At 46.6% G+C, this 19,205-nt stretch carries 16 protein-coding genes; 9 read left to right on the forward strand and 7 right to left on the reverse strand.

Annotated elements, in window-relative coordinates; genetic code table 11:
* Positions 1-433: 433 nt before the first annotated feature.
* From ggt to rarD, 4 genes are all read right to left on the reverse strand, one after another.
* Positions 434-2,200, reverse strand: coding sequence for a gamma-glutamyltransferase (gene ggt / locus R7O13_RS22710; protein WP_318304751.1), 1,767 nt, complete (start codon positions 2,198-2,200; stop codon positions 434-436).
* 111 nt (positions 2,201-2,311) lie between these two features.
* Positions 2,312-2,971: a LysE family translocator gene (locus R7O13_RS22715; RefSeq protein WP_005378776.1), complete on the reverse strand. Its 660-nt coding sequence runs from the start codon at positions 2,969-2,971 to the stop codon at positions 2,312-2,314.
* Positions 2,972-3,062: 91 nt separating this feature from the next.
* Positions 3,063-3,860, reverse strand: coding sequence for an AraC family transcriptional regulator (locus tag R7O13_RS22720; protein WP_130545184.1), 798 nt, complete (start codon positions 3,858-3,860; stop codon positions 3,063-3,065).
* A gap of 73 nt (positions 3,861-3,933) precedes the next feature.
* Complete coding sequence (gene rarD / locus R7O13_RS22725; RefSeq protein ID WP_005378774.1) at positions 3,934-4,851, reverse strand: EamA family transporter RarD; 918 nt, start codon at positions 4,849-4,851, stop codon at positions 3,934-3,936.
* A 178-nt stretch (positions 4,852-5,029) separates the two neighbouring features.
* Here rarD and recQ point away from each other — a divergent pair, with 178 nt between their 5' ends.
* From recQ to R7O13_RS22740, 3 genes are all read left to right on the forward strand, one after another.
* Complete coding sequence (gene recQ / locus R7O13_RS22730; protein ID WP_005451195.1) at positions 5,030-6,865, forward strand: ATP-dependent DNA helicase RecQ; 1,836 nt, start codon at positions 5,030-5,032, stop codon at positions 6,863-6,865.
* A gap of 9 nt (positions 6,866-6,874) precedes the next feature.
* Complete coding sequence (locus tag R7O13_RS22735; protein ID WP_005378772.1) at positions 6,875-7,180, forward strand: DUF3630 family protein; 306 nt, start codon at positions 6,875-6,877, stop codon at positions 7,178-7,180.
* 234 nt (positions 7,181-7,414) lie between these two features.
* Positions 7,415-8,089, forward strand: coding sequence for a 7-cyano-7-deazaguanine/7-aminomethyl-7-deazaguanine transporter (locus R7O13_RS22740; RefSeq protein WP_005378770.1), 675 nt, complete (start codon positions 7,415-7,417; stop codon positions 8,087-8,089).
* A 221-nt stretch (positions 8,090-8,310) separates the two neighbouring features.
* Here R7O13_RS22740 and R7O13_RS22745 read toward each other — a convergent pair whose 3' ends face one another.
* The 3 genes from R7O13_RS22745 to rhlB form a co-directional block, all read right to left on the reverse strand.
* On the reverse strand, positions 8,311-9,954 hold the full coding sequence (locus R7O13_RS22745) for a sugar nucleotide-binding protein (RefSeq protein ID WP_318304752.1): 1,644 nt from the start codon (positions 9,952-9,954) through the stop codon (positions 8,311-8,313).
* A gap of 172 nt (positions 9,955-10,126) precedes the next feature.
* A complete protein-coding gene (gene gppA, locus R7O13_RS22750) occupies positions 10,127-11,620 on the reverse strand; it encodes a guanosine-5'-triphosphate,3'-diphosphate diphosphatase (RefSeq protein WP_225474239.1) in 1,494 nt (497 codons plus the stop codon).
* A gap of 20 nt (positions 11,621-11,640) precedes the next feature.
* Positions 11,641-12,960, reverse strand: coding sequence for an ATP-dependent RNA helicase RhlB (gene rhlB, locus R7O13_RS22755; RefSeq protein ID WP_005378764.1), 1,320 nt, complete (start codon positions 12,958-12,960; stop codon positions 11,641-11,643).
* Positions 12,961-13,071: 111 nt separating this feature from the next.
* Here rhlB and trxA point away from each other — a divergent pair, with 111 nt between their 5' ends.
* From trxA to fre, 6 genes are all read left to right on the forward strand, one after another.
* Positions 13,072-13,398 (forward strand): thioredoxin TrxA, encoded by a 327-nt coding sequence (gene trxA, locus R7O13_RS22760; protein WP_004745500.1) that lies wholly within the window; start codon positions 13,072-13,074, stop codon positions 13,396-13,398.
* A 196-nt stretch (positions 13,399-13,594) separates the two neighbouring features.
* Positions 13,595-14,854, forward strand: coding sequence for a transcription termination factor Rho (gene rho, locus R7O13_RS22765; protein ID WP_005378757.1), 1,260 nt, complete (start codon positions 13,595-13,597; stop codon positions 14,852-14,854).
* A gap of 106 nt (positions 14,855-14,960) precedes the next feature.
* Positions 14,961-15,953, forward strand: coding sequence for a hypothetical protein (locus R7O13_RS22770; RefSeq protein ID WP_017821790.1), 993 nt, complete (start codon positions 14,961-14,963; stop codon positions 15,951-15,953).
* A gap of 91 nt (positions 15,954-16,044) precedes the next feature.
* Positions 16,045-17,898, forward strand: coding sequence for a 4-hydroxy-3-polyprenylbenzoate decarboxylase (gene ubiD, locus R7O13_RS22775; RefSeq protein WP_318304753.1), 1,854 nt, complete (start codon positions 16,045-16,047; stop codon positions 17,896-17,898).
* Positions 17,895-18,164, forward strand: a complete 270-nt coding sequence (locus tag R7O13_RS22780) for a 2Fe-2S iron-sulfur cluster-binding protein (protein ID WP_009696789.1) — start codon at positions 17,895-17,897, stop codon at positions 18,162-18,164. Before ubiD ends, R7O13_RS22780 begins: the two co-directional genes overlap by 4 nt.
* A gap of 14 nt (positions 18,165-18,178) precedes the next feature.
* The gene (gene fre / locus R7O13_RS22785) at positions 18,179-18,892 is read left to right on the forward strand and encodes an NAD(P)H-flavin reductase (protein ID WP_005382872.1); all 714 of its coding nucleotides are present in this window, start codon (positions 18,179-18,181) and stop codon (positions 18,890-18,892) included.
* Positions 18,893-19,205: the final 313 nt, after the last annotated feature.

Genomic DNA, 19,205 nt, shown 5'->3' on the forward strand with positions numbered 1-19,205 from the left:
CTCATCACTTGTTCCCTGAGCGGTGTCCCTGACATCATCCTGATGTTCAAATCCTTGCCTCGTCCAGAGGTGTCCATTTCCCGTCCTTAGTAGCAACCATCCTAGTCACTATTGATTCCGTTCAATGTCCAATTTTGCAATCCATGCCCGACTATTCATCCTGAATAACCGTTTCTTCTTCCTGAAGTTCACCAAGTCCGTGGTGTTTCCTGTTCCGTGTCAGCATCCTTCCGACAGGTTTAATATTACGTGTTTAACGATTTCCAACAACGGGCTAATCTCACATTTTTTAACTCTCTTAGCGTTCAAAAAAGATACATGAGTATCAAATTCAATGGCTTATGCTCTTTGCTGTACGGTTTTACCATTAAAAAAGAGAGGTTTGCTCAACCCTTTGTGAGAGATCTCGCACAAGGGGTCGAGCGAAAGACTCTTACTGCCCGATAGCGGCACCTTCACGTCTTGGATCCGCAGCGCCTTCAAGACCGTCTTTTGTTATTCGTATCGCATGCAGACCAGAGTTCAAATCCCGAACATCGGTTTTAAAGCCCATCTTCTCCAGAGCAGGCTTTAAGCCCTCTGCGGCGGTACCTTGCTCAATATCTAAGGTGCCAAAACGGTTCAGCAATCGTGGCTGATTAATCGCGCTTTGGATGTCCATATCCCATTGCGTGTGGGCGATAATGGCTTGTGCGACGTAACCAATAATGCGGCTGCCACCCGGTGAGCCAATTGCCATGTAAGGCTTGTCATCCTTCATCATAATGGTTGGTGCCATAGATGAACGTGGGCGTTTGCCCGGTTCTAATCGGTTTGCGATTGGCACACCATCTTGATGCGTGCGGAAAGAGAAATCGGTCAGTTCGTTATTGAGCAAGAAGCCGCGTACCATCAAGCGTGAGCCAAAGGCGTTCTCGATGGTTGTTGTCATTGAAACCACATTGCCTTGCTTATCGACGATATTGAAATGGCTGGTGGAAGGCAGCTCGATCGATTGGTCCATGCTTAAGTTCATGGCGTGCGACCAAGGAGGATTACCGGCTTCAGCCTTACTCAAGGCTTTACCGACTTGAATGAGCTCAGCACGTTGTTTGAGATAATCTTTATCAAGCAAGCCTTCGGTTGGCATTGGCACATAATCTTGGTCAGCCATGTACTTACCGCGATCCGCAAACGCAAGGCGCGATGCATCGGCGATCACTTGCCATGATTTTGCGCTTTCGGCTCCCCAACCTTTAAGATCGTATTGCTCGGTGATCGCGAGAATCTGTCCAACCGTCAATGCGCCAGAGCTAGGTGGTCCCATGCCGCAGATATCATAGCTTTGATAAGCCGCACAAACCGGCTCACGTTGCTTGATTTGGAACGCATCAAAGTCAGGTTGTGCCAATACGCCAGGATTGCCCGGTGCACTCTGTACTGTCTTGATGATGTCTGTGGCGATATCGCCTTGATAGAAAGCTTTTGCCCCTTGCTCTGCAATTGCCGTCAGAGTTTGCGCGTATTCAGGGTTCTTCAACAACGTGCCTTCGGCTTTTGGTGAGCCATCTGGATTGAAGAAGTAAGCCTTAGTCGCAGGGAAGCGAGATAGGCGCTTGGCATCTTTTTCAATCAGACTCGCGAGGCGAGGACTAACTTCGAAACCTTGTTCAGCCAAGGTAATTACGGGTTGGATGATCTTTTTCCATTCCAACTTGCCGTATTTCTGGTGCGTGTCCCACAGCAGTTTCACTGTACCAGGAGTGGCAACGGAGCGCCCGCCGACAACCGCATCGTAAAATTGTAGGGGTTGTCCTTTTTCGTCTAAAAAGAGTTTCGGCGTCGCGGCGAGCGGTGCGGTTTCGCGTCCATCATACGTAGTCAGTTTTTGTTTCTCACTGTCCCAATACACTAAGAAGGCACCGCCACCAATACCTGATGATTGCGGCTCTACCAAGCCCAGCATCAATTGTACGGCAACCATGGCATCAATAGCATTGCCCCCTTGTGCAAGAACATCCGCCCCGGCTTGGGTTGCAAGTGGGTTGGCTGCTGTGACCATATAACCTTTGGCTTTGACCAATTGCTTTTGCTCGAAGCCAGTACTGTGCTCCGGTGCAACCGCATCTGCTGCTTGGTTAGCAAAGGCTGAGGTAGATAAGACGAGTGGGGAAGTAAGAAAAAGACCCGTGGTCACGAGTCGGTTGAACGTCCAATGCATGATGACTCTCCATGTTGCCAGTTTTGTGCTTTGAGCTTGGCAGTTATGGAGAGTCACGTCGAGTCAGCAATCTTAGAAATGTCGATTGTGCTACGCTTTTAAATCAGTACTTTATCCGATAAAAGTATTGATAGTTTGGTATAGAATACTGCCGCCCACTAGAGTAAATACCACGCCGCATAGACCGTCGATGTAGATACCCGCTTGTTGCAATTTACGCTGTAAGCGCTGTGTCGACAGCATCCATGCAAGGCTAGAGAACCAGAATAGCGACAAGCCAAACAGGATGACCAGTGCAATACCTTTGCCAGTAATCGACATACCTGCTGGGACTAAACTCGACATCAAACTGACAAAGAACACCAGGGCTTTTGGGTTAAGAATGTTGGTCGCAAACCCTTTAGCAAACGCTTGACGCTTATTGCTGATCACTAGGTTATTTTGCTTCTTAGGTTGATCCGTCAGTGGGTTTTGGATCATCGAGATCACGGCACGCAATGCGCCAATTCCTAAGTAGAGCAGGTAACTACCACCGAGCAGTTGTACCACGGAATACAGCACTGGGTGTTGGTGGACGACAAAACTCACACCTGTCAGGCTGAACAAAGAGTGCAGCAAGATACCGACGGACAATCCCAACGCAATGTACAAGCCAGTTTGACGACCATGACGCGTCGCATTTTGTACGACCAGCGCAAAGTCCGGACCTGGACTCATTAGGGCAATAAAGTGAATGCTGGCGAGTGTCAGCAATATGGTGGATTCATTCATAACACATCTCAAATTTAACCAATTCGGCTATTGTCGTGGTAAGTCACCTGTGGCGCTTGTAAAAAACTGACAGCTTTCTCGGTAAATGAAATTAACGAGCCACTTGAGAAGGGGAAACGCCGTAGGTCTGTTTAAACGCTTTGCTGAAATGCGCTTGATCGTAGAAACCGATCTGGTGGGCGACGTCGGTACCACATTGACCAGCTTGCAGTAACTTCATGCCTTGTTCGAGGCGCAGGCGTGCGAACCATGCATAAGGCGTCATGCCAGTTTGCGCTTTAAAGTGGCGCTGGAACTGCGTTGGGCTCAGTTGGCACAGCTCTGATAGCGAATCCAAACGCACCGCTTGGTCGAGGTTCGCCATTAGATAATCTTTTAACGTTCCAAGTGATTGATTTCCTAATGGCACCACTTTTTGTCGCTCAAGCGATCCGTAGCGATCAAAAAGCTGGTTAAATCCTTCAAAAGGAAGGCAATCTTTGGTGAGTTGGCTGAGGTTTTCACGACGAAGTAGCCCGTGTAAGTTACTAAGTTGTGAAAATATCTGTGGATCCGAGATGATCAGCTCGTTGAAGTGTATTATTTGACCGTTTTGCTTAAGATCAGCCAGATCGCTCAATAGGAGAGGTTCGATCGCAAACACATTTACTTCGTAGCCACTCTCGAGCTTAGATTGCCCGTCGTGCAGCTCATCCGGCGGCATAATCACAATTTGCCCGTGACCAACTTGGTGGTTGTTACCTTGATATTGGAACTTCTGCGCACCATGCGTGATCAGGCCGAGATGAAAATCCAGATGGTAATGCCTTTGAAAAGCAAATTTCTGGTATTTCGCCTCTATTAGACTCAAGTTGTCATGGTCGGTTGCGTAGTACTGAATATGTTCCATTAAACAAAAAAAAGCTTGGTCACATTATGACCAAGCTTATCTGGCAATTTCTAACTTGTCTTGTAAAAAACGATCACTGTGGCTGAACGATTCGGCGTGAGCGACGGTTATTACGTAATCCATCAAAGCTAAACACGACTAGTGCTCCCCAAATAAAGACGAAAGTGATCGCTTTATCCATGGTAAAGGGTTCGCCATACATCAATACTGCAAGTAAAAACATTAAGCTTGGGCCTATATATTGGAAAAAGCCCAAAGTCGATAATTTGAGTCTTGTTGCTGCACCCGTAAAGCACAGCAGTGGCAGGGTTGTTATAACCCCAGCAGCGATCAACAAACTATTTAACGTAAGTGGATTCGTAAGCATATTTGAGGTTGGTGTATCGGCAATAAAAAGCAAATAAACAGCGGCCACCGGCAGCAGAAGTAATGTCTCGATAAACAAGCCAGTTTTTGCATCGACACTGACTTTCTTTCTTAATAAGCCATAAAAGCCGAAGCTCATTGCTAACGCCATCGCAACAACAGGTACGGAGCCAAATACAATCAGTTGAACGAGTACGCCACAACCTGCCAATACAACCGCGAACCACTGTAATTTGCGCAGTCGCTCTCCCAAAAATACCATGCCGAGCAAGACATTGATTAATGGGTTAATGTAATAACCTAAGCTGGCGTCGAGCATATGATTCGAGTTTACCGCCCAAATGAAAATCAACCAATTGCCGCCAATTAACATGGAACTTGCGATCAGGTAAGCGATTTTCGTTTTGTCTTTCGCGATGTGGTAAGCCGAGCGCCAGTGACGGCCAAAATGGAGGAGTGCAGCAAGCAAAAAGAAAGACCATATCACTCGGTGGCTTAGAATTTCCAAAGGAGATACTTGTGCGATGGACTTAAAGTACATCGGCGCAATGCCCCACATGGTATACGCACCAATCGCTAGCAAGATGCCTTGCCGCGCGCGTTGTTGTTCGTCTTCTGGTGTCATGAAGTGTCACCTAATTGTGTGTTTTATAGAGCAGAAAATCAGTATACGAGTCGTGATGCGAAACACCTAACAATTTGCGGTTTTATTCACCATGAAACCCCATTACAATGTGCCCTCACTTTGTGTGCCAGTGGTATGCATAAGCACCTCTTTTTTAAGACCCAATCTGAGACTTTTCATGACCTCGACCTTGTTAGCCGAACAATCTGATTCGCCTGTAACGCCTCAACGTGTGTTGGAGGATGTGTTTGGTTACCAAGAGTTCCGTGATGGTCAGCAGTTGGTGATTGATGCTGCGGTAGAAGGTCGCGACAGCTTAGTTATCCTGCCTACGGGTGGCGGTAAGTCGCTGTGTTATCAAATTCCTGCTTTGGTTCGCTCTGGCATTACTTTGGTCATTTCTCCGCTTATCTCGCTGATGAAGGACCAAGTGGACCAGCTTAAAGCCAACGGTGTAGCGGCTGAGTGCATTAACTCGACCATGCCTCGTGAAGAGCTGCTCAGCGTGTATAACCGCATGCACACTGGTCATCTTAAGTTGGTGTACGTCTCGCCAGAACGCGTATTGATGCGTGATTTCATTGAGCGCTTGGAAAACTTGCCGCTATCGATGATTGCTGTCGATGAAGCGCATTGTATTTCCCAGTGGGGACACGATTTCCGTCCAGAATATGCCGCGCTTGGTCAACTTAAGCAGCAGTTTTCCCATGTGCCATTTATGGCGCTGACGGCGACGGCGGATGATGCAACGCGCCGAGATATTCTTGAGCGTCTGCAACTGAATAATCCAGAGGTTTACCTAGGCAGCTTCGACCGTCCTAACATTCGCTACAACTTAGTTGAGAAGCACAAGCCGGTTTCGCAAATCGTTCGTTATCTGGAAACCCAAAAGGGTAACTGCGGCATCATCTATTGTGGTAGCCGTAAGAAAGTTGAGATGGTGACCGAGAAGCTGTGCAACAACCACATTCGTGCTGCTGGTTATCACGCAGGTATGGACGCTGATGAGCGCGCTTACGTTCAAGAAGCTTTCCAACGTGATGACATCCAAATTGTAGTGGCGACCGTGGCATTCGGTATGGGCATCAACAAACCAAACGTGCGTTTTGTGGTTCACTTTGATATCCCGCGCAACATCGAGTCTTACTACCAGGAAACGGGTCGTGCAGGGCGTGATGGTTTACCTGCAGAAGCGATGATGTTGTATGACCCAGCGGACATCAGTTGGCTGCGCCGTATGTTGGATGAGAAAGACGATGGTCCACAGAAGCAGGTGGAAACCCACAAACTGAATGCGATGAGTGCCTTTGCTGAGGCGCAGACTTGTCGTCGTCAGGTGCTATTGAATTACTTTGGTGAGTATCGTGAGAAGCCATGTGGCAACTGCGATATTTGCTTAGATCCACCGAAGCACTTTGATGCAACAGAAGAAGCACGTAAGGCGTTGTCTTGTGTGTACCGTGTTAATCAAAGCTTTGGTATGGGTTACGTGGTAGAAGTGCTACGTGGCATGCAAAATATTCGTGTACGTGAAAACGGGCACGATAAGATTTCTACCTACGCGATAGGGCGCGATCACAGCCACGATTACTGGGTGAGTATCTTCCGTCAATTAATCCACAAAGGGCTGTTGTTCCAAAACATCACGCGTAACTCAACGCTGCAACTTACCGAAGAAGCGCGTCCGCTGCTACGTGGCGATGTGACTCTGGAGTTAGCGGTTCCACGTTTAGACACTGCAGCACGTGCGGCGAAATCAGATAAACTGACCAGCAAGAACTACGACAAAAAGCTGTTTGCTAAGTTACGTAAGCTGCGTAAGTCGATTGCTGATGAAGATGGTTTGCCACCATACGTGGTCTTTAGTGATGCGACTCTGATTGATATGGCGGAAATTCTGCCAACGTCTTACGGCGAAATGCTGGCAGTTAGCGGCGTTGGTCAGCGCAAACTAGAGAAGTACGCCGACCCATTCCTCGATTTGATTCAAGAACACATTACTCACCACGGATAAGGAACCAAGATGCAAAAGGAATTTGGCTTAGCGGACTACATGGCACAAGAAGGGCGCTTAATCATTACCGCGCCGAGCTTTGACCTTGATAGTTTTCCTGCCTTAGGTGAGCGTTTAGTCGGCTTGCTTTCTGCTACTGTGGTGGAAAAGCAGTGGGATGCGGACATTCACTCTTGGCTGATCGATTTTGAAGGTTGCCGACTGTTTATGAAAGCAGAGCATTACAGCGAAGCGATTTGGTTTGAAGCTTTAGCGATTGAAGAGAGCAGGGAAGAGTTGGATTATCTTGCAGGATTGTTCCAGCGCGGTTTCTAAAAATAGAATTTTTCTTGAAAGGGTGTTTCACATGAAACACCCTTTTTTATGCTCAAACGTTTGCGTAAAACAGACGACTTGCGGCGAAAAGTGGTTAATGTATAATCGCCCACCGCTTCGCTCAGAATGAGCCAAGCCAGTTTATTTTTCATTTTACATTGTTGGTAAGAGCCACTTTATTCAGTGACTCGATTTGGGTTCCCTCACCCCCAAACCAAACTAAAAAGGTATCGCATGAGTAACTTTACCCCTGCGCAGCAGCGCAACGCCCTTATCTATCTGGTTCTATTCCACCTAGTCATTATTGCATCTAGCAATTACCTAGTTCAGCTACCGTTTACTATTTTCGGTTTCCATACCACTTGGGGGGCATTCACTTTCCCATTTATCTTCTTAGCGACTGACTTAACTGTGCGTATTTTCGGAGCTCAGTTGGCGCGTAAGATCATCTTCTTAGTGATGTTGCCTGCGTTGGCTGTGTCTTACTTCTTATCGGTGGTGTTCTTCGAAGGTCAATTCCAAGGTTTTGGTCACCTAGGGGAATTTAACTTATTCGTTGCTCGTATCGCGATTGCTAGTTTCATGGCGTACCTACTTGGTCAGATCATGGATGTGCACGTGTTCAACCGCTTACGTCAAATGAAGCAATGGTGGGTGGCACCAACGTGTTCAACGCTTTTTGGTAATGCACTTGATACCATCGCTTTCTTCGCCATTGCGTTCTACCAAAGCCCAGATCCATTTATGGCGGAGCATTGGACGGAAATCGCGCTGGTGGATTACGGCTTCAAACTGATTATCAGTCTTGGTCTGTTCGTTCCTATGTATGGCGTACTACTGAATTACCTAATTAAGAAGCTGACTGCGGTGAACCCTGACTTTAAGGTGACGACAAGCGTTCAGTCTTAATATCAGTGGGAACCCCGAAAGCCGCTTGCTTAAATCAAGCGGCTTTTTTGTACCTGCTTACTGGGATTTAGAGGGTTTTGTACAGCGTGGAGAGCAATTAGATCATGGGTGTCCAAAAGCTCCCTAAGCTGTACGAAGGTAAAAATGAGCAATAAAAAAGTCCCGAGTGAGACCTTTTTATCGAAGTTACGGAACGTAGAGGAAGCTAGTTGGTGAAATGGCTAACGGAGCATCTTCTCAATCAAAATGGCTTTTTGCGCATCGAAGGCGCCAAGTTGCAGGCCGTTCTCCCAACTGATGCTTTGATTGAACATCGCCAGCATCAAACCGACACTGCGTTGATTGGCGTCCTGCCAGCAATCAGATTCGCTGTACTCTCCATCATTTATCGCGTTGCCATTAACGAGAATGGGCTCGAAACGCCATTTTTCGCCGACACGGTAGTAGCCTTTGCTGGTTAAGGTCTGGTTGGATTGAATCGTTAGATTGTGCTCGATGCCCGGCTCACCTGCTAATTCAAATACAAACATTAGCTGGTGGTCGCCACATTGCAGCTCAACGATCAGTTGGCCGTTTTCCTCAATCAGTGTTGACTGAGAGTAGTCTCCGAAGCAGTGCAGCAACCAAGAGATAGGGTGGCTAGCTGTTTCAAGAAACCACTCTTTGAGTGTGAAGGTGCCCGGTAGGTTAACTTGGGTAACTAGATTGACCACACAAGGTTGGGTTTGCGAAGTGAGCCACTCCTCTATCGTCTTGGCGGTATTTAGCTGAGCAAAGGCGTAATTAACCAATAGGTTGGAGTTCGGTTGCTGCCAGTGAGTGATGTCGAAATTCAATCCCACCAATGGCTTTTCACAAATTAGCTTGGTTGAACCTAACTTCTTAATTATCTCTGCATGAGTATGCGCAGGTGTCGCGATTGTCACTACATCAAGTTGCTTGAGTGCACTGATGTTCGTTTCTGCCTTTGGGATTGCTTCTTCACTGCACGCTTGTTGAAGAGGTTCTATTTGGTTGGCGCATAACGTCGTGACCGATACACCATTGTTTCGATAGTGGGGAATGTGTGTCCGTCCCCAGTTGATTCCTATGATGCCAGCTTGTTGGATTTGCTTTGGCTTGTTGAAACGTTCACTCAATGGCGGCAAGGCAATTCGTTCATCGGTTAAACGTTGGTCATGGTGATAGTCATTGCTTGGCAGCACTTGCCATGGCTTGTTGTAATGCTGCTTGAGTGCACAAACGAGTTCGTAGAAATTCCACTTATCCTTTAAGTTGCTATCAAGGTGATATAAGCCGGCTTCGTTCCGCTCAATAAGCTGCAAAAAGGCGAGTGCAGTATCGTCCATATGAGAAGTCGCGGGATACCAAGCTGTGCTAGCGGTAATAACGCCGTTCTCTTCATGTTGGCAGTCGAGATGCGCCAACATGTTATTGCCTTCTGCTTGGTGATGGAGTTGCCAACCGATTCGAGCAATCATCGCATCTGGATTTGCTTGCCAGATTGCATCTTCACAACGAACTTTGTATTTGCCGTATTCGTCTTGGGTGTTTCTTTCTTCAAAGATGCCATAAGGCCCATTTTTTGTGGCATCAAATACCATTGCTGTACTGACAAAGAGGTAAGGAATATTATGGCGTTTGCATTGCTCACCAAGCCACGCTGCCCACTCTTCACTTCCCATCGCCATATGGCACACCGCATTGATGTGGTGTTGCTGCCAAAATTGTTCACTTTGCTGTAGATCATCCGGCGGGATTTGGTGGTGATTCCACTCCAATATGTTCCAGCCGCGTAGGTGAAACTGATGAGCGACTTTTGGGGCGAGGGTGCCAGTTAAGCCAGTCATTAAAACGGTTTTCATGATGGTGCATCTTGGTTGGCTAAATTGTGTTTATCAATAAAGCATGGCTGTTTTTCGATGTAGAGCGGAGAAGCTGAGATTTTTGCTGGGCAGCACGTTTTGTAGGGGAAGTAGATGCAAAAAAGCCCAAGCGAACGCCTGGGCTTTAGTATTGTAAGGCAGTGATATTCGCTTATTTTGCTACGATATTTAATGGCCAGCCGATGTCTGTCTGACGGTTGGATTCAATTTCCAACTCAGCCGCAGTCAGTGGGTTTTTCTCTAGCCATTGCGCATCAATGTGTAACGTTAGATTGTCGCCTTCAACCGTTAAAGTCACATTTGGCTCTAGATCAGGATTGCGACGATGGCTGAGCAGAACCGCAAGACGCAACAGTCTCAATACTCGTTTGGCACTTGAGCCTGATAATGCATGCTGCTCAGGTAAAGAAGTGAGCTGTTCGCGATAGCGACGAGCCACTTCACCAATAAAGAACTTCTGTGCGCGCGTGTAACCAGGCAGTTCCAAATTCTGTAGCAAGTAAGCACTATGCTCTCCGCCTGTTTTGAAATCGATAGTTAAGCCAATTTCATGCAGTTTTGCGGCGGTCTCGAGTAATATCTTGCCCTGAGGCTCTGTAATCCACTCATCGCCCCCAGCTTGCTGTAAAAGCGTGTGTGCCAGAGTAGCGACTTGTTCGCCGTATTGGTGATCGAGCTGATAGCGATTTTGTACGCTAGCGATAGTGCGGGCACGAATGTCTTCTTGACGAAGCTCTTCAACCATCTCATACACTAAGCCTTCGCGTAGTGCGCCGCCAGCCAGTGTCATAGCATCGATTTCAAGCAATTCAAAAACGGCAATCAAAATAGAGAGGCCACTAGGGAACACTAATGCACGCTCAAGTGTTAAGCCTTCAATATCGAGCTCTTCCAAGTGATCAGCAAGCATTGCCTGCTTTTGCAAACGCTTAAGTTTGGAGTGAGTGATTACTTCGTCCATGCCTTGCGCCAGCATTATCTCTTGCAATGCCTGAACAGTGCCTGATGCACCAACACACACATCCCAACCAATTTCTGTATAACGTTCTAAAATCGGCTGGATGGTCTGTTTCGCCCCTTCAATTGCCGCGTCAAAGTTACGAGCATTCAATTGACGATCTTTAAAGAAGTTTTCAAGCCAAGTCACGCAGCCCATTTTTAAGCTGGTCAGTGCTTTGGCTTCGAAACCTTCACCGATAATCAGTTCGGTACTTGCTCCACCGATATCGACTACAAGGCGACGACCACTACCGCCAGAGGTGTGAGCGACACCTTTATAGATAGTGGCTGCTTCTTCTTCACCAGTAATCACTTCGATAGGCTGGCCTAGAATTTGGTTAGCCTTTTCTAAAAACACATCTACATTGGTCGCGGTACGTAATGTTGCAGTACCGACGATGCGAATGTTTTGTTTAGGAATGTCCTGCAAGCGTTCCGCAAATAGACTTAAGCAGTCCCATCCTCGCTGCATAGCTTCCATACTAAGAGAATTATGTTCATCTAAGCCCGCTGCTAGACGAACTTTGCGCTTAATTTTAGCCATTGTTTGAACGCTGCCATCGATGTGACGCACAACGAGCATGTGAAAACTGTTCGACCCGAGGTCGATGGCGGCATATAGCGGTGATGATCCTGCTTGACTCATAAAACGAACTCAGTTTCCTATTACGATTGTTTTGGTGCCGATTGACGCGGTTGGCGTGGACGACGTCCCTGCGGCTTACGGTTACCAGAACCAGAGCGGGTACCGCCAGTATTCGTGCGGCGCTGTTGGTTGCGTGGTGCACGCATACGAATCGGAGCCGGTAGATCTTGAATCAGTGCCGACGAATCGTACTCTGAAACTGGGATTGTATGCTCAATGTATTCTTCGATTGCTGGTAGGTTAACCGCGTACTCTTCACAAGCAAAACTGATCGAATGACCGCTCGCACCAGCGCGACCAGTACGGCCAATACGGTGAACATAATCTTCACAGTCGTCAGGAAGGTCGTAGTTGAAAACGTGCGTTACCTGAGGAATATGCAAACCACGCGCTGCAACGTCAGTTGCAACTAAGATGTCGACATCACCTTTGGTGAATTGCTCAAGAATCTTCTCACGCTTCTTCTGCGGTACATCGCCAGTAAGAAGGCCTACACGGTGTCCATCGGCAGCCAAATGACCCCAAACCGATTCACACTTATGCTTGGTATTGGCAAAAATGATAGCGCGATCTGGCCACTCTTCTTCAATTAGTGTTTGAAGCAGCGCCATTTTGTCTTCATTCGAAGGATAGAAAAGCTCTTCCTGGATACGGTGGCCAGTTTTTTGTTCTGGTTCGACAACGACATGCTCAGGAGTATTCATGTGTTCGAATGCCAGTTCTTGAACGCGGTAAGAGAGCGTAGCTGAGAACAGCATGTTCAAACGCTCTTTTGGTTCTGGCATACGACGGAACAAGAAGCGAATGTCTTTAATAAAGCCAAGATCGAACATGCGGTCGGCTTCGTCCAGAACAACAGCTTGAATGTTGTTGAGGTTAAATACGCGCTGTTTGTAGAAATCGATGATACGGCCTGTTGTTCCGATCAGAATATCTACGCCGTCTTGCAGTTTGGCAAGTTGCTTGTCGTAGCTTTCACCACCGTAAGCTAGAGCGGTTTTTAGACCTGTGCTTTCAGTTAATGATTCTGCATCATTGTAAATCTGAATAGCGAGCTCACGTGTTGGCGCCATAATAATTGCGCGTGGCTGTGTAGGCTTACGACCTTCATGTTCCGGAGTCGTCAGAAGGTGGTTGAACGTAGCAGTAAGAAACGCGAGCGTTTTACCAGTACCCGTTTGGGCCTGGCCTGCGATGTCTTGGCCGGTGAGCAGGACCGGCAACGCCAAGGCTTGGATAGGGGTACAAAATTCGAACCCTTTTTTGTCCAATCCTTCAATAACTTGGGGCTTTAAGCCCAAATCGGCGAACTTTTGCTCTGTGATATGCGTCTTTTTCATGGCTATAGAATATCAGCTAAAGCTTGCAATACGAAAGTAAATACATTCCAATAGGGCATCTAATTACTGGTTATCATCCAACCAGTTTCGAAAAACACATTGGAGTGGAAGATGAGTGATAAGATTTTGCAGCTAACTGATGACGGTTTTGAAAACGATGTAATCAACGCTGCAGGCCCGGTTCTAGTGGATTTTTGGGCAGAATGGTGTGGTCCTTGTAAAATGATCGCTCCTATTTTGGACGAAATCGCAGACGAGTACGAAGGCAAACTCACTATCGGTAAACTAAACATCGACCATAACGCAGGTACACCACCTAAGTTTGGTATTCGCGGCATTCCAACGCTATTACTATTTAAAGATGGTAACGTAGCGGCAACGAAAGTAGGTGCTCTGTCTAAAACTCAACTAAAAGAGTTCCTAGACGCAAACTTATAATCACCAAGTGATTACAGATAAAACCGTGCAAAGTTACAATGCACGGTTTTGTTTTTCTAACTCTGGACTAGAATACTAATTAGTGCTAACTTATCGCGCGTTAATTGAACAAATTTCTCTTCTTGGTCGATCCTGAGACCAAATCCATCTTAACTAGAAAACAGATCTTATTTTGACTAAACAAGAATCCACCACCATGAACCTTACCGAACTGAAGAACAGACCTGTGTCTGACCTTGTAAAACTGGGCGAAAGCTTAGGATTAGAGAACCTAGCTCGCTTAAGAAAACAAGACATCATCTTCGCGATTTTAAAAGCGCACGCGAAAGGCGGCGAAGACATCTTTGGCGATGGGGTTCTGGAAATTCTGCAAGACGGCTTTGGTTTCCTACGCAGTGCAGATAGTTCATACCTTGCGGGTCCGGACGATATCTACGTATCACCAAGTCAGATTCGTCGCTTTAACCTACGTACTGGTGACTCTATCGCTGGTAAAATTCGTCCACCAAAAGACGGTGAACGTTACTTTGCCCTTCTAAAAGTCAATACCGTTAACGACGATAAACCAGACAACGCCCGTAACAAGATCCTATTTGAAAACCTTACCCCTCTACATGCGAATGAGCGCATGGTGATGGAGCGTGGTAACGGTTCAACAGAAGACATTACAGCACGTGTTTTAGACTTGGCATCGCCAATCGGTAAAGGTCAACGTGGTCTGATTGTTGCTCCGCCTAAAGCGGGTAAAACAATGCTTCTGCAAAACATCGCGCAAAGCATCGCGTACAACCACCCAGAGTGTGAGTTGATGGTTCTTCTTATCGACGAACGTCCAGAAGAAGTAACCGAGATGCAACGCCTAGTTAAAGGTGAAGTGGTTGCGTCGACTTTCGATGAGCCAGCATCTCGTCACGTACAAGTAGCGGAAATGGTGATCGAGAAAGCAAAACGTCTTGTTGAACATAAGAAAGACGTGGTTATCTTGCTTGACTCTATCACTCGTCTAGCTCGTGCTTACAACACCGTAGTGCCTTCATCAGGTAAAGTACTAACAGGTGGTGTGGATGCAAACGCATTACATCGTCCTAAGCGTTTCTTCGGTGCTGCACGTAACGTAGAAGAAGGCGGCAGCCTAACTATCATCGCAACGGCACTAGTAGATACTGGTTCTAAAATGGATGAAGTTATCTACGAAGAGTTCAAGGGTACAGGTAACATGGAACTGCACTTGAACCGTAAGATTGCTGAGAAGCGTGTATTCCCTGCGATTGACTTCAACCGCTCAGGTACACGTCGTGAAGAGCTACTGACGAAGACTGACGAACTACAGAAGATGTGGATTCTGCGTAAGATCGTTCACCCAATGGGCGAAATCGACGCAATGGAATTCCTAATCGATAAGCTAGCGATGACGAAGACCAACGATGAGTTCTTCGATGCGATGCGTCGTCAATAGTCTCAGATAAGTTATTCTGCGAAAAGCCACCGTATATCGGTGGCTTTTTTATTGCTTTCTCCCGATAGAAGTATCAGAATGAAGGAAATGTTATCGGGAGGTTAACATGCAACAAGGAATGTTGTCGTCATTACTCCTGAGCTTGTCACTTATCACTCTACCTGCGACATTATCTGCCAAGGAAATGCATGAGTCTGTAGTAGAGCAGTGGCTTCAGGATACTCAAATACAGGCTAAAGTCTCTGAACTGCTTGATTACGCTGTCAGAGATGAAGTCGACTCGCTTAAATTTGCCCTTGATAGACTTGCTTTGCCTCAACAAGAGGTGGTGCGCTTTCAATTATTGGAAAAGCTTGAAAAGCAAGATGTGATTCTCACGCCTCGAATGGCTCTGTTTGTTGAGTCCCAGATCCGTATGACCCCGACTTATCAAGTGTTAGAGCGAGGTGATGGGTATGAATTTAGTGTACCCGCTTTTAACTTTCCCGTTATTGCGAGTCGCTTGATTAAGCGTTGGAAACAAGACCAAAGTACCTTGGACTTTGTCTTACAAGCTGAACGAAGAGAGCTTAACTTAAAGCAATGGCTTACAGGGCCATCTCAACAAGCTCAAGCACGTGAAGCGCTTTTGATTCGAGAGTTAGACAGCTTATCACCCAATGCACTTGCTGCATTAACGGCCCAGTTAACCAAAGCAAATGTGACCAGTTGGTTACCATCGACGGCCGTGATAGTCAGGTTGGCACAAGTTAGTCAGGATGAGGAAGTGTACAACTTACTCTGGCGGATGAAAGCTGATTACAACAGCCAGTCCGAACTTGAGCGTTTAGCTGCGGTTGGAGACGTTTTTTCCATTCAGCAATTGATGAATGCCACAGTTAACCCATCACTCAAGCCAGAAGCTATTAGTCTACTTACAAAATCTAATCCTCTATCTCCGCAAGTAAAGCAGTTTCTAGTTAGAAAAATGGCGTTATCAGAAGAAGCAACCATGGTTGCTCGAGAGCTTGCTCAACAAGGGCATCAAACCTGGTTGGAAGAGTTAGTATCTTCGAACCATCAGATAAAGACTCGGCAGATTGAACAAGTATTAAAGTAATCTGGCTCACATACCCACACAAAATAGGAGGATCTTAGCGTCCTCCTATTTGTTATACTGCGGACAGTTTAATCAGCCAGCATGAAGGCCTATGAGTTTTAAGGATTTACGCGAATTTATCGACCACCTAGAACAGAAAGGTCGACTTAAACGCATCACTCACCCTGTCGATCCCGCTTATGAAATGACAGAAATCAGCGACCGCACCTTGCGTGCTGGTGGACCTGCGCTGTTGTTTGAGAACCCAATCGGCTACGACGTACCTGTTTTGACTAACCTGTTTGGTACACCAGAGCGTGTCGCAATCGGTATGGGACGTGAAGATGTTAAAGAATTAAGAGAAGTCGGTAAGCTGCTGGCTTATTTAAAAGAACCTGAGCCACCAAAAGGCTTCAAAGAAGCTTTAGAAAAACTGCCAGTGTTCAAACAAGTATTGAACATGCCGGCTAAGCGTTTACGTAAAGCACCATGCCAAGACATTGTTTGGCAAGGTGATGAAGTCGACTTGGATAAAATTCCGGTAATGAGCTGCTGGGCAGAAGATGTAGCGCCGCTGCTTACTTGGGGCTTAACCGTAACCAAAGGTCCAAATAAGAAACGTCAGAACCTAGGCATTTACCGTCAGCAGAAAATTGCCAAGAACAAAATCATCATGCGTTGGTTAGCCCATCGTGGTGGTGCGCTTGATCTGCGCGATTGGATGGAAACCAACCCAGGTAAACCTTTCCCAGTTTCGGTCGCGTTTGGTGCAGACCCAGCAACCATTCTTGGCGCAGTAACACCAGTGCCAGATACGCTATCGGAATACGCATTTGCAGGTTTGCTACGTGGAAGCAAAACGGAAGTCGTGAAGTCAGTCAGCAACGATTTGGAAGTGCCAGCGAGCGCGGAAATCGTGATGGAAGGCTATATCGACCCGAACGAGTTTGCTGATGAAGGTCCTTACGGTGACCACACTGGCTACTATAACGAAAAAGAAAAGCACCACGTATTTACTATTACGCACATTACTATGCGTAAAGACCCTATTTATCACAGCACCTACACAGGTCGTCCGCCAGATGAACCTGCTGTATTGGGTGTGGCATTAAACGAAGTGTTTGTGCCTATTCTGCAAAAGCAATTCCCAGAGATTGAAGACTTTTATCTTCCGCCAGAAGGTTGTTCGTACCGAATGGCCGTCGTCACCATGAAGAAGCAGTACCCAGGACATGCCAAGCGCGTAATGATGGGCGTGTGGTCTTTCTTACGTCAATTCATGTATACCAAGTTTGTTATTGTGTGCGATGAATCGGTAAACGCACGAGATTGGAATGATGTCGTGAAAGCCATGTCAGAGCATTTGGATCCTGTACGTGATACCTTGATGATAGATAACACGCCAATCGACTCGCTCGACTTTGCTTCACCAGTGGTTGGGCTTGGCTCCAAAATGGGCTTGGATGCGACCATTAAATGGGATGCCGAGCTGGCGACGCGAACCGAGGTCACTGAGCGAGACAGCAAAGCGATTACCGAAGCAGAACTAAATGAGTTGAAACAGCAACGCCCTGAGATTGTTGACGTCTATCTTCCAGTTACAGCAAACAACCAATTTGCTGTCGTGACTATGAAGAAAGACCAAGCTGGTCAATCCCAAGAATTGATGGAACATCTATGGGGCTTCTTTGCTCAGTACACGGATAACAAATTCATCATTTTGTGCGACGATGACGTTAATGCACGAGATTGGAATGACATCATTTGGGCGGTGACAACTCGAATGGACCCAGATAGAGACACGATTCAAGTGCTTGGTAAGACTGAGAGTTCATCCAAATTAGGACTGGATGCGACCAACAAGTTCGAATCTGAAGTCACGCGCGAGTGGGGTACGCCTATCAAAAAAGATCCTAAACTTGTGGCTAAAGTCGATGAGATTTGGGACCAGTTAGGTATTCTATGAGTCATCAAGTCCACCTTCTACCAATGGACGTTACATTCCAAGTAAAAGAAGGGGAGACGGTGTTGGAAGCTGCGCTCAACAACAATATTCGCTTCCCACACCGTTGCCAAGTTGGCGCTTGCGCCATGTGCATGTGTAAAAAGCTAACGGGCGAGGTGAGCTATCACCTCGAACCTATGCTAACCGAAAAAGAGCAACAGCAAGGTTGGATATTCCCTTGCCAAGCCTATACAGAAAGTAATTTAGTGCTTACTTTTGACGAGTAAGCGAGAGGAACACCATGACCATCCAATGTAAAGTAAAGTCTATTCAGCCGTTAGCTTGTAATACTTACCAAATCCTTCTTCATCCAGAATCACCAGTGCCTTTTAAAGCGGGTCAGTACCTAATGGTGGTGATGGGTGAAAAAGACAAACGTCCTTTCTCTATCGCAAGCAGCCCTTGTCGTCATGAAGGTGAACTTGAACTGCACATCGGTGCTGCGGAACACAACGCTTATGCACAAGAAGTTGTCGAAGCAATGCAAGCGGCGCTTGAAACTGATGGTCAGATTGAAATTGATGCGCCACATGGCGATGCTTGGGTTCAAGAAGAAAGCGAACGCCCATTATTATTAATTGCTGGTGGTACAGGCTTCAGTTACGTTCGCTCGATTCTGGATCACTGCGTAGCGCAGAATAAAACCAATCCTATCTATTTATATTGGGGCGCGCGCGATAACTGCCAGCTTTATGCTAAAGACGAACTGGTCGAGATTGCCGACAAGTTTGCCAATGTTCACTTTGTGCCAGTAGTAGAAGAAGCTCCTGCAGACTGGCAAGGTAAAGTTGGTAACGTGCTACAAGCTGTAGCTGAAGATTTCGAAAGCTTAGAAAACTACGATATCTATATTGCAGGTCGTTTTGAAATGGCTGGCGCAGCACGTGAACAGTTCACTCAGAACAAGAAAGCGAAGAGCGAACGTATGTTCGCAGACGCGTACGCATTCATTTAAATACGGCTTTTAAGGCAGGAAAAGAGGGTTTTTTACCCTCTTTTTTGCTTTTTTGATGAAATAGTCATCGAACAGTCATTTTTTTCCATTTTTTTTCAAAAAAGGGTTGCGAACGGATCTGAGTTCCCTATAATGCGCATCCACCGACACGGCAGACGCGATAAGGCTTCAGCAGGGTCGGAGAGGTGAAAGCTTCTACGAAAAATAAAATTGAAAAAGTGTTTGACACTGTCAATTAAATCGCTAGAATGCACCTCCGCTTTGAGAGAAAAACTTCTCGCAAAGCAAGCTCTTTAACAATATAGACCTATCA

This window comes from Vibrio sp. Y176, assembly GCF_033438945.1.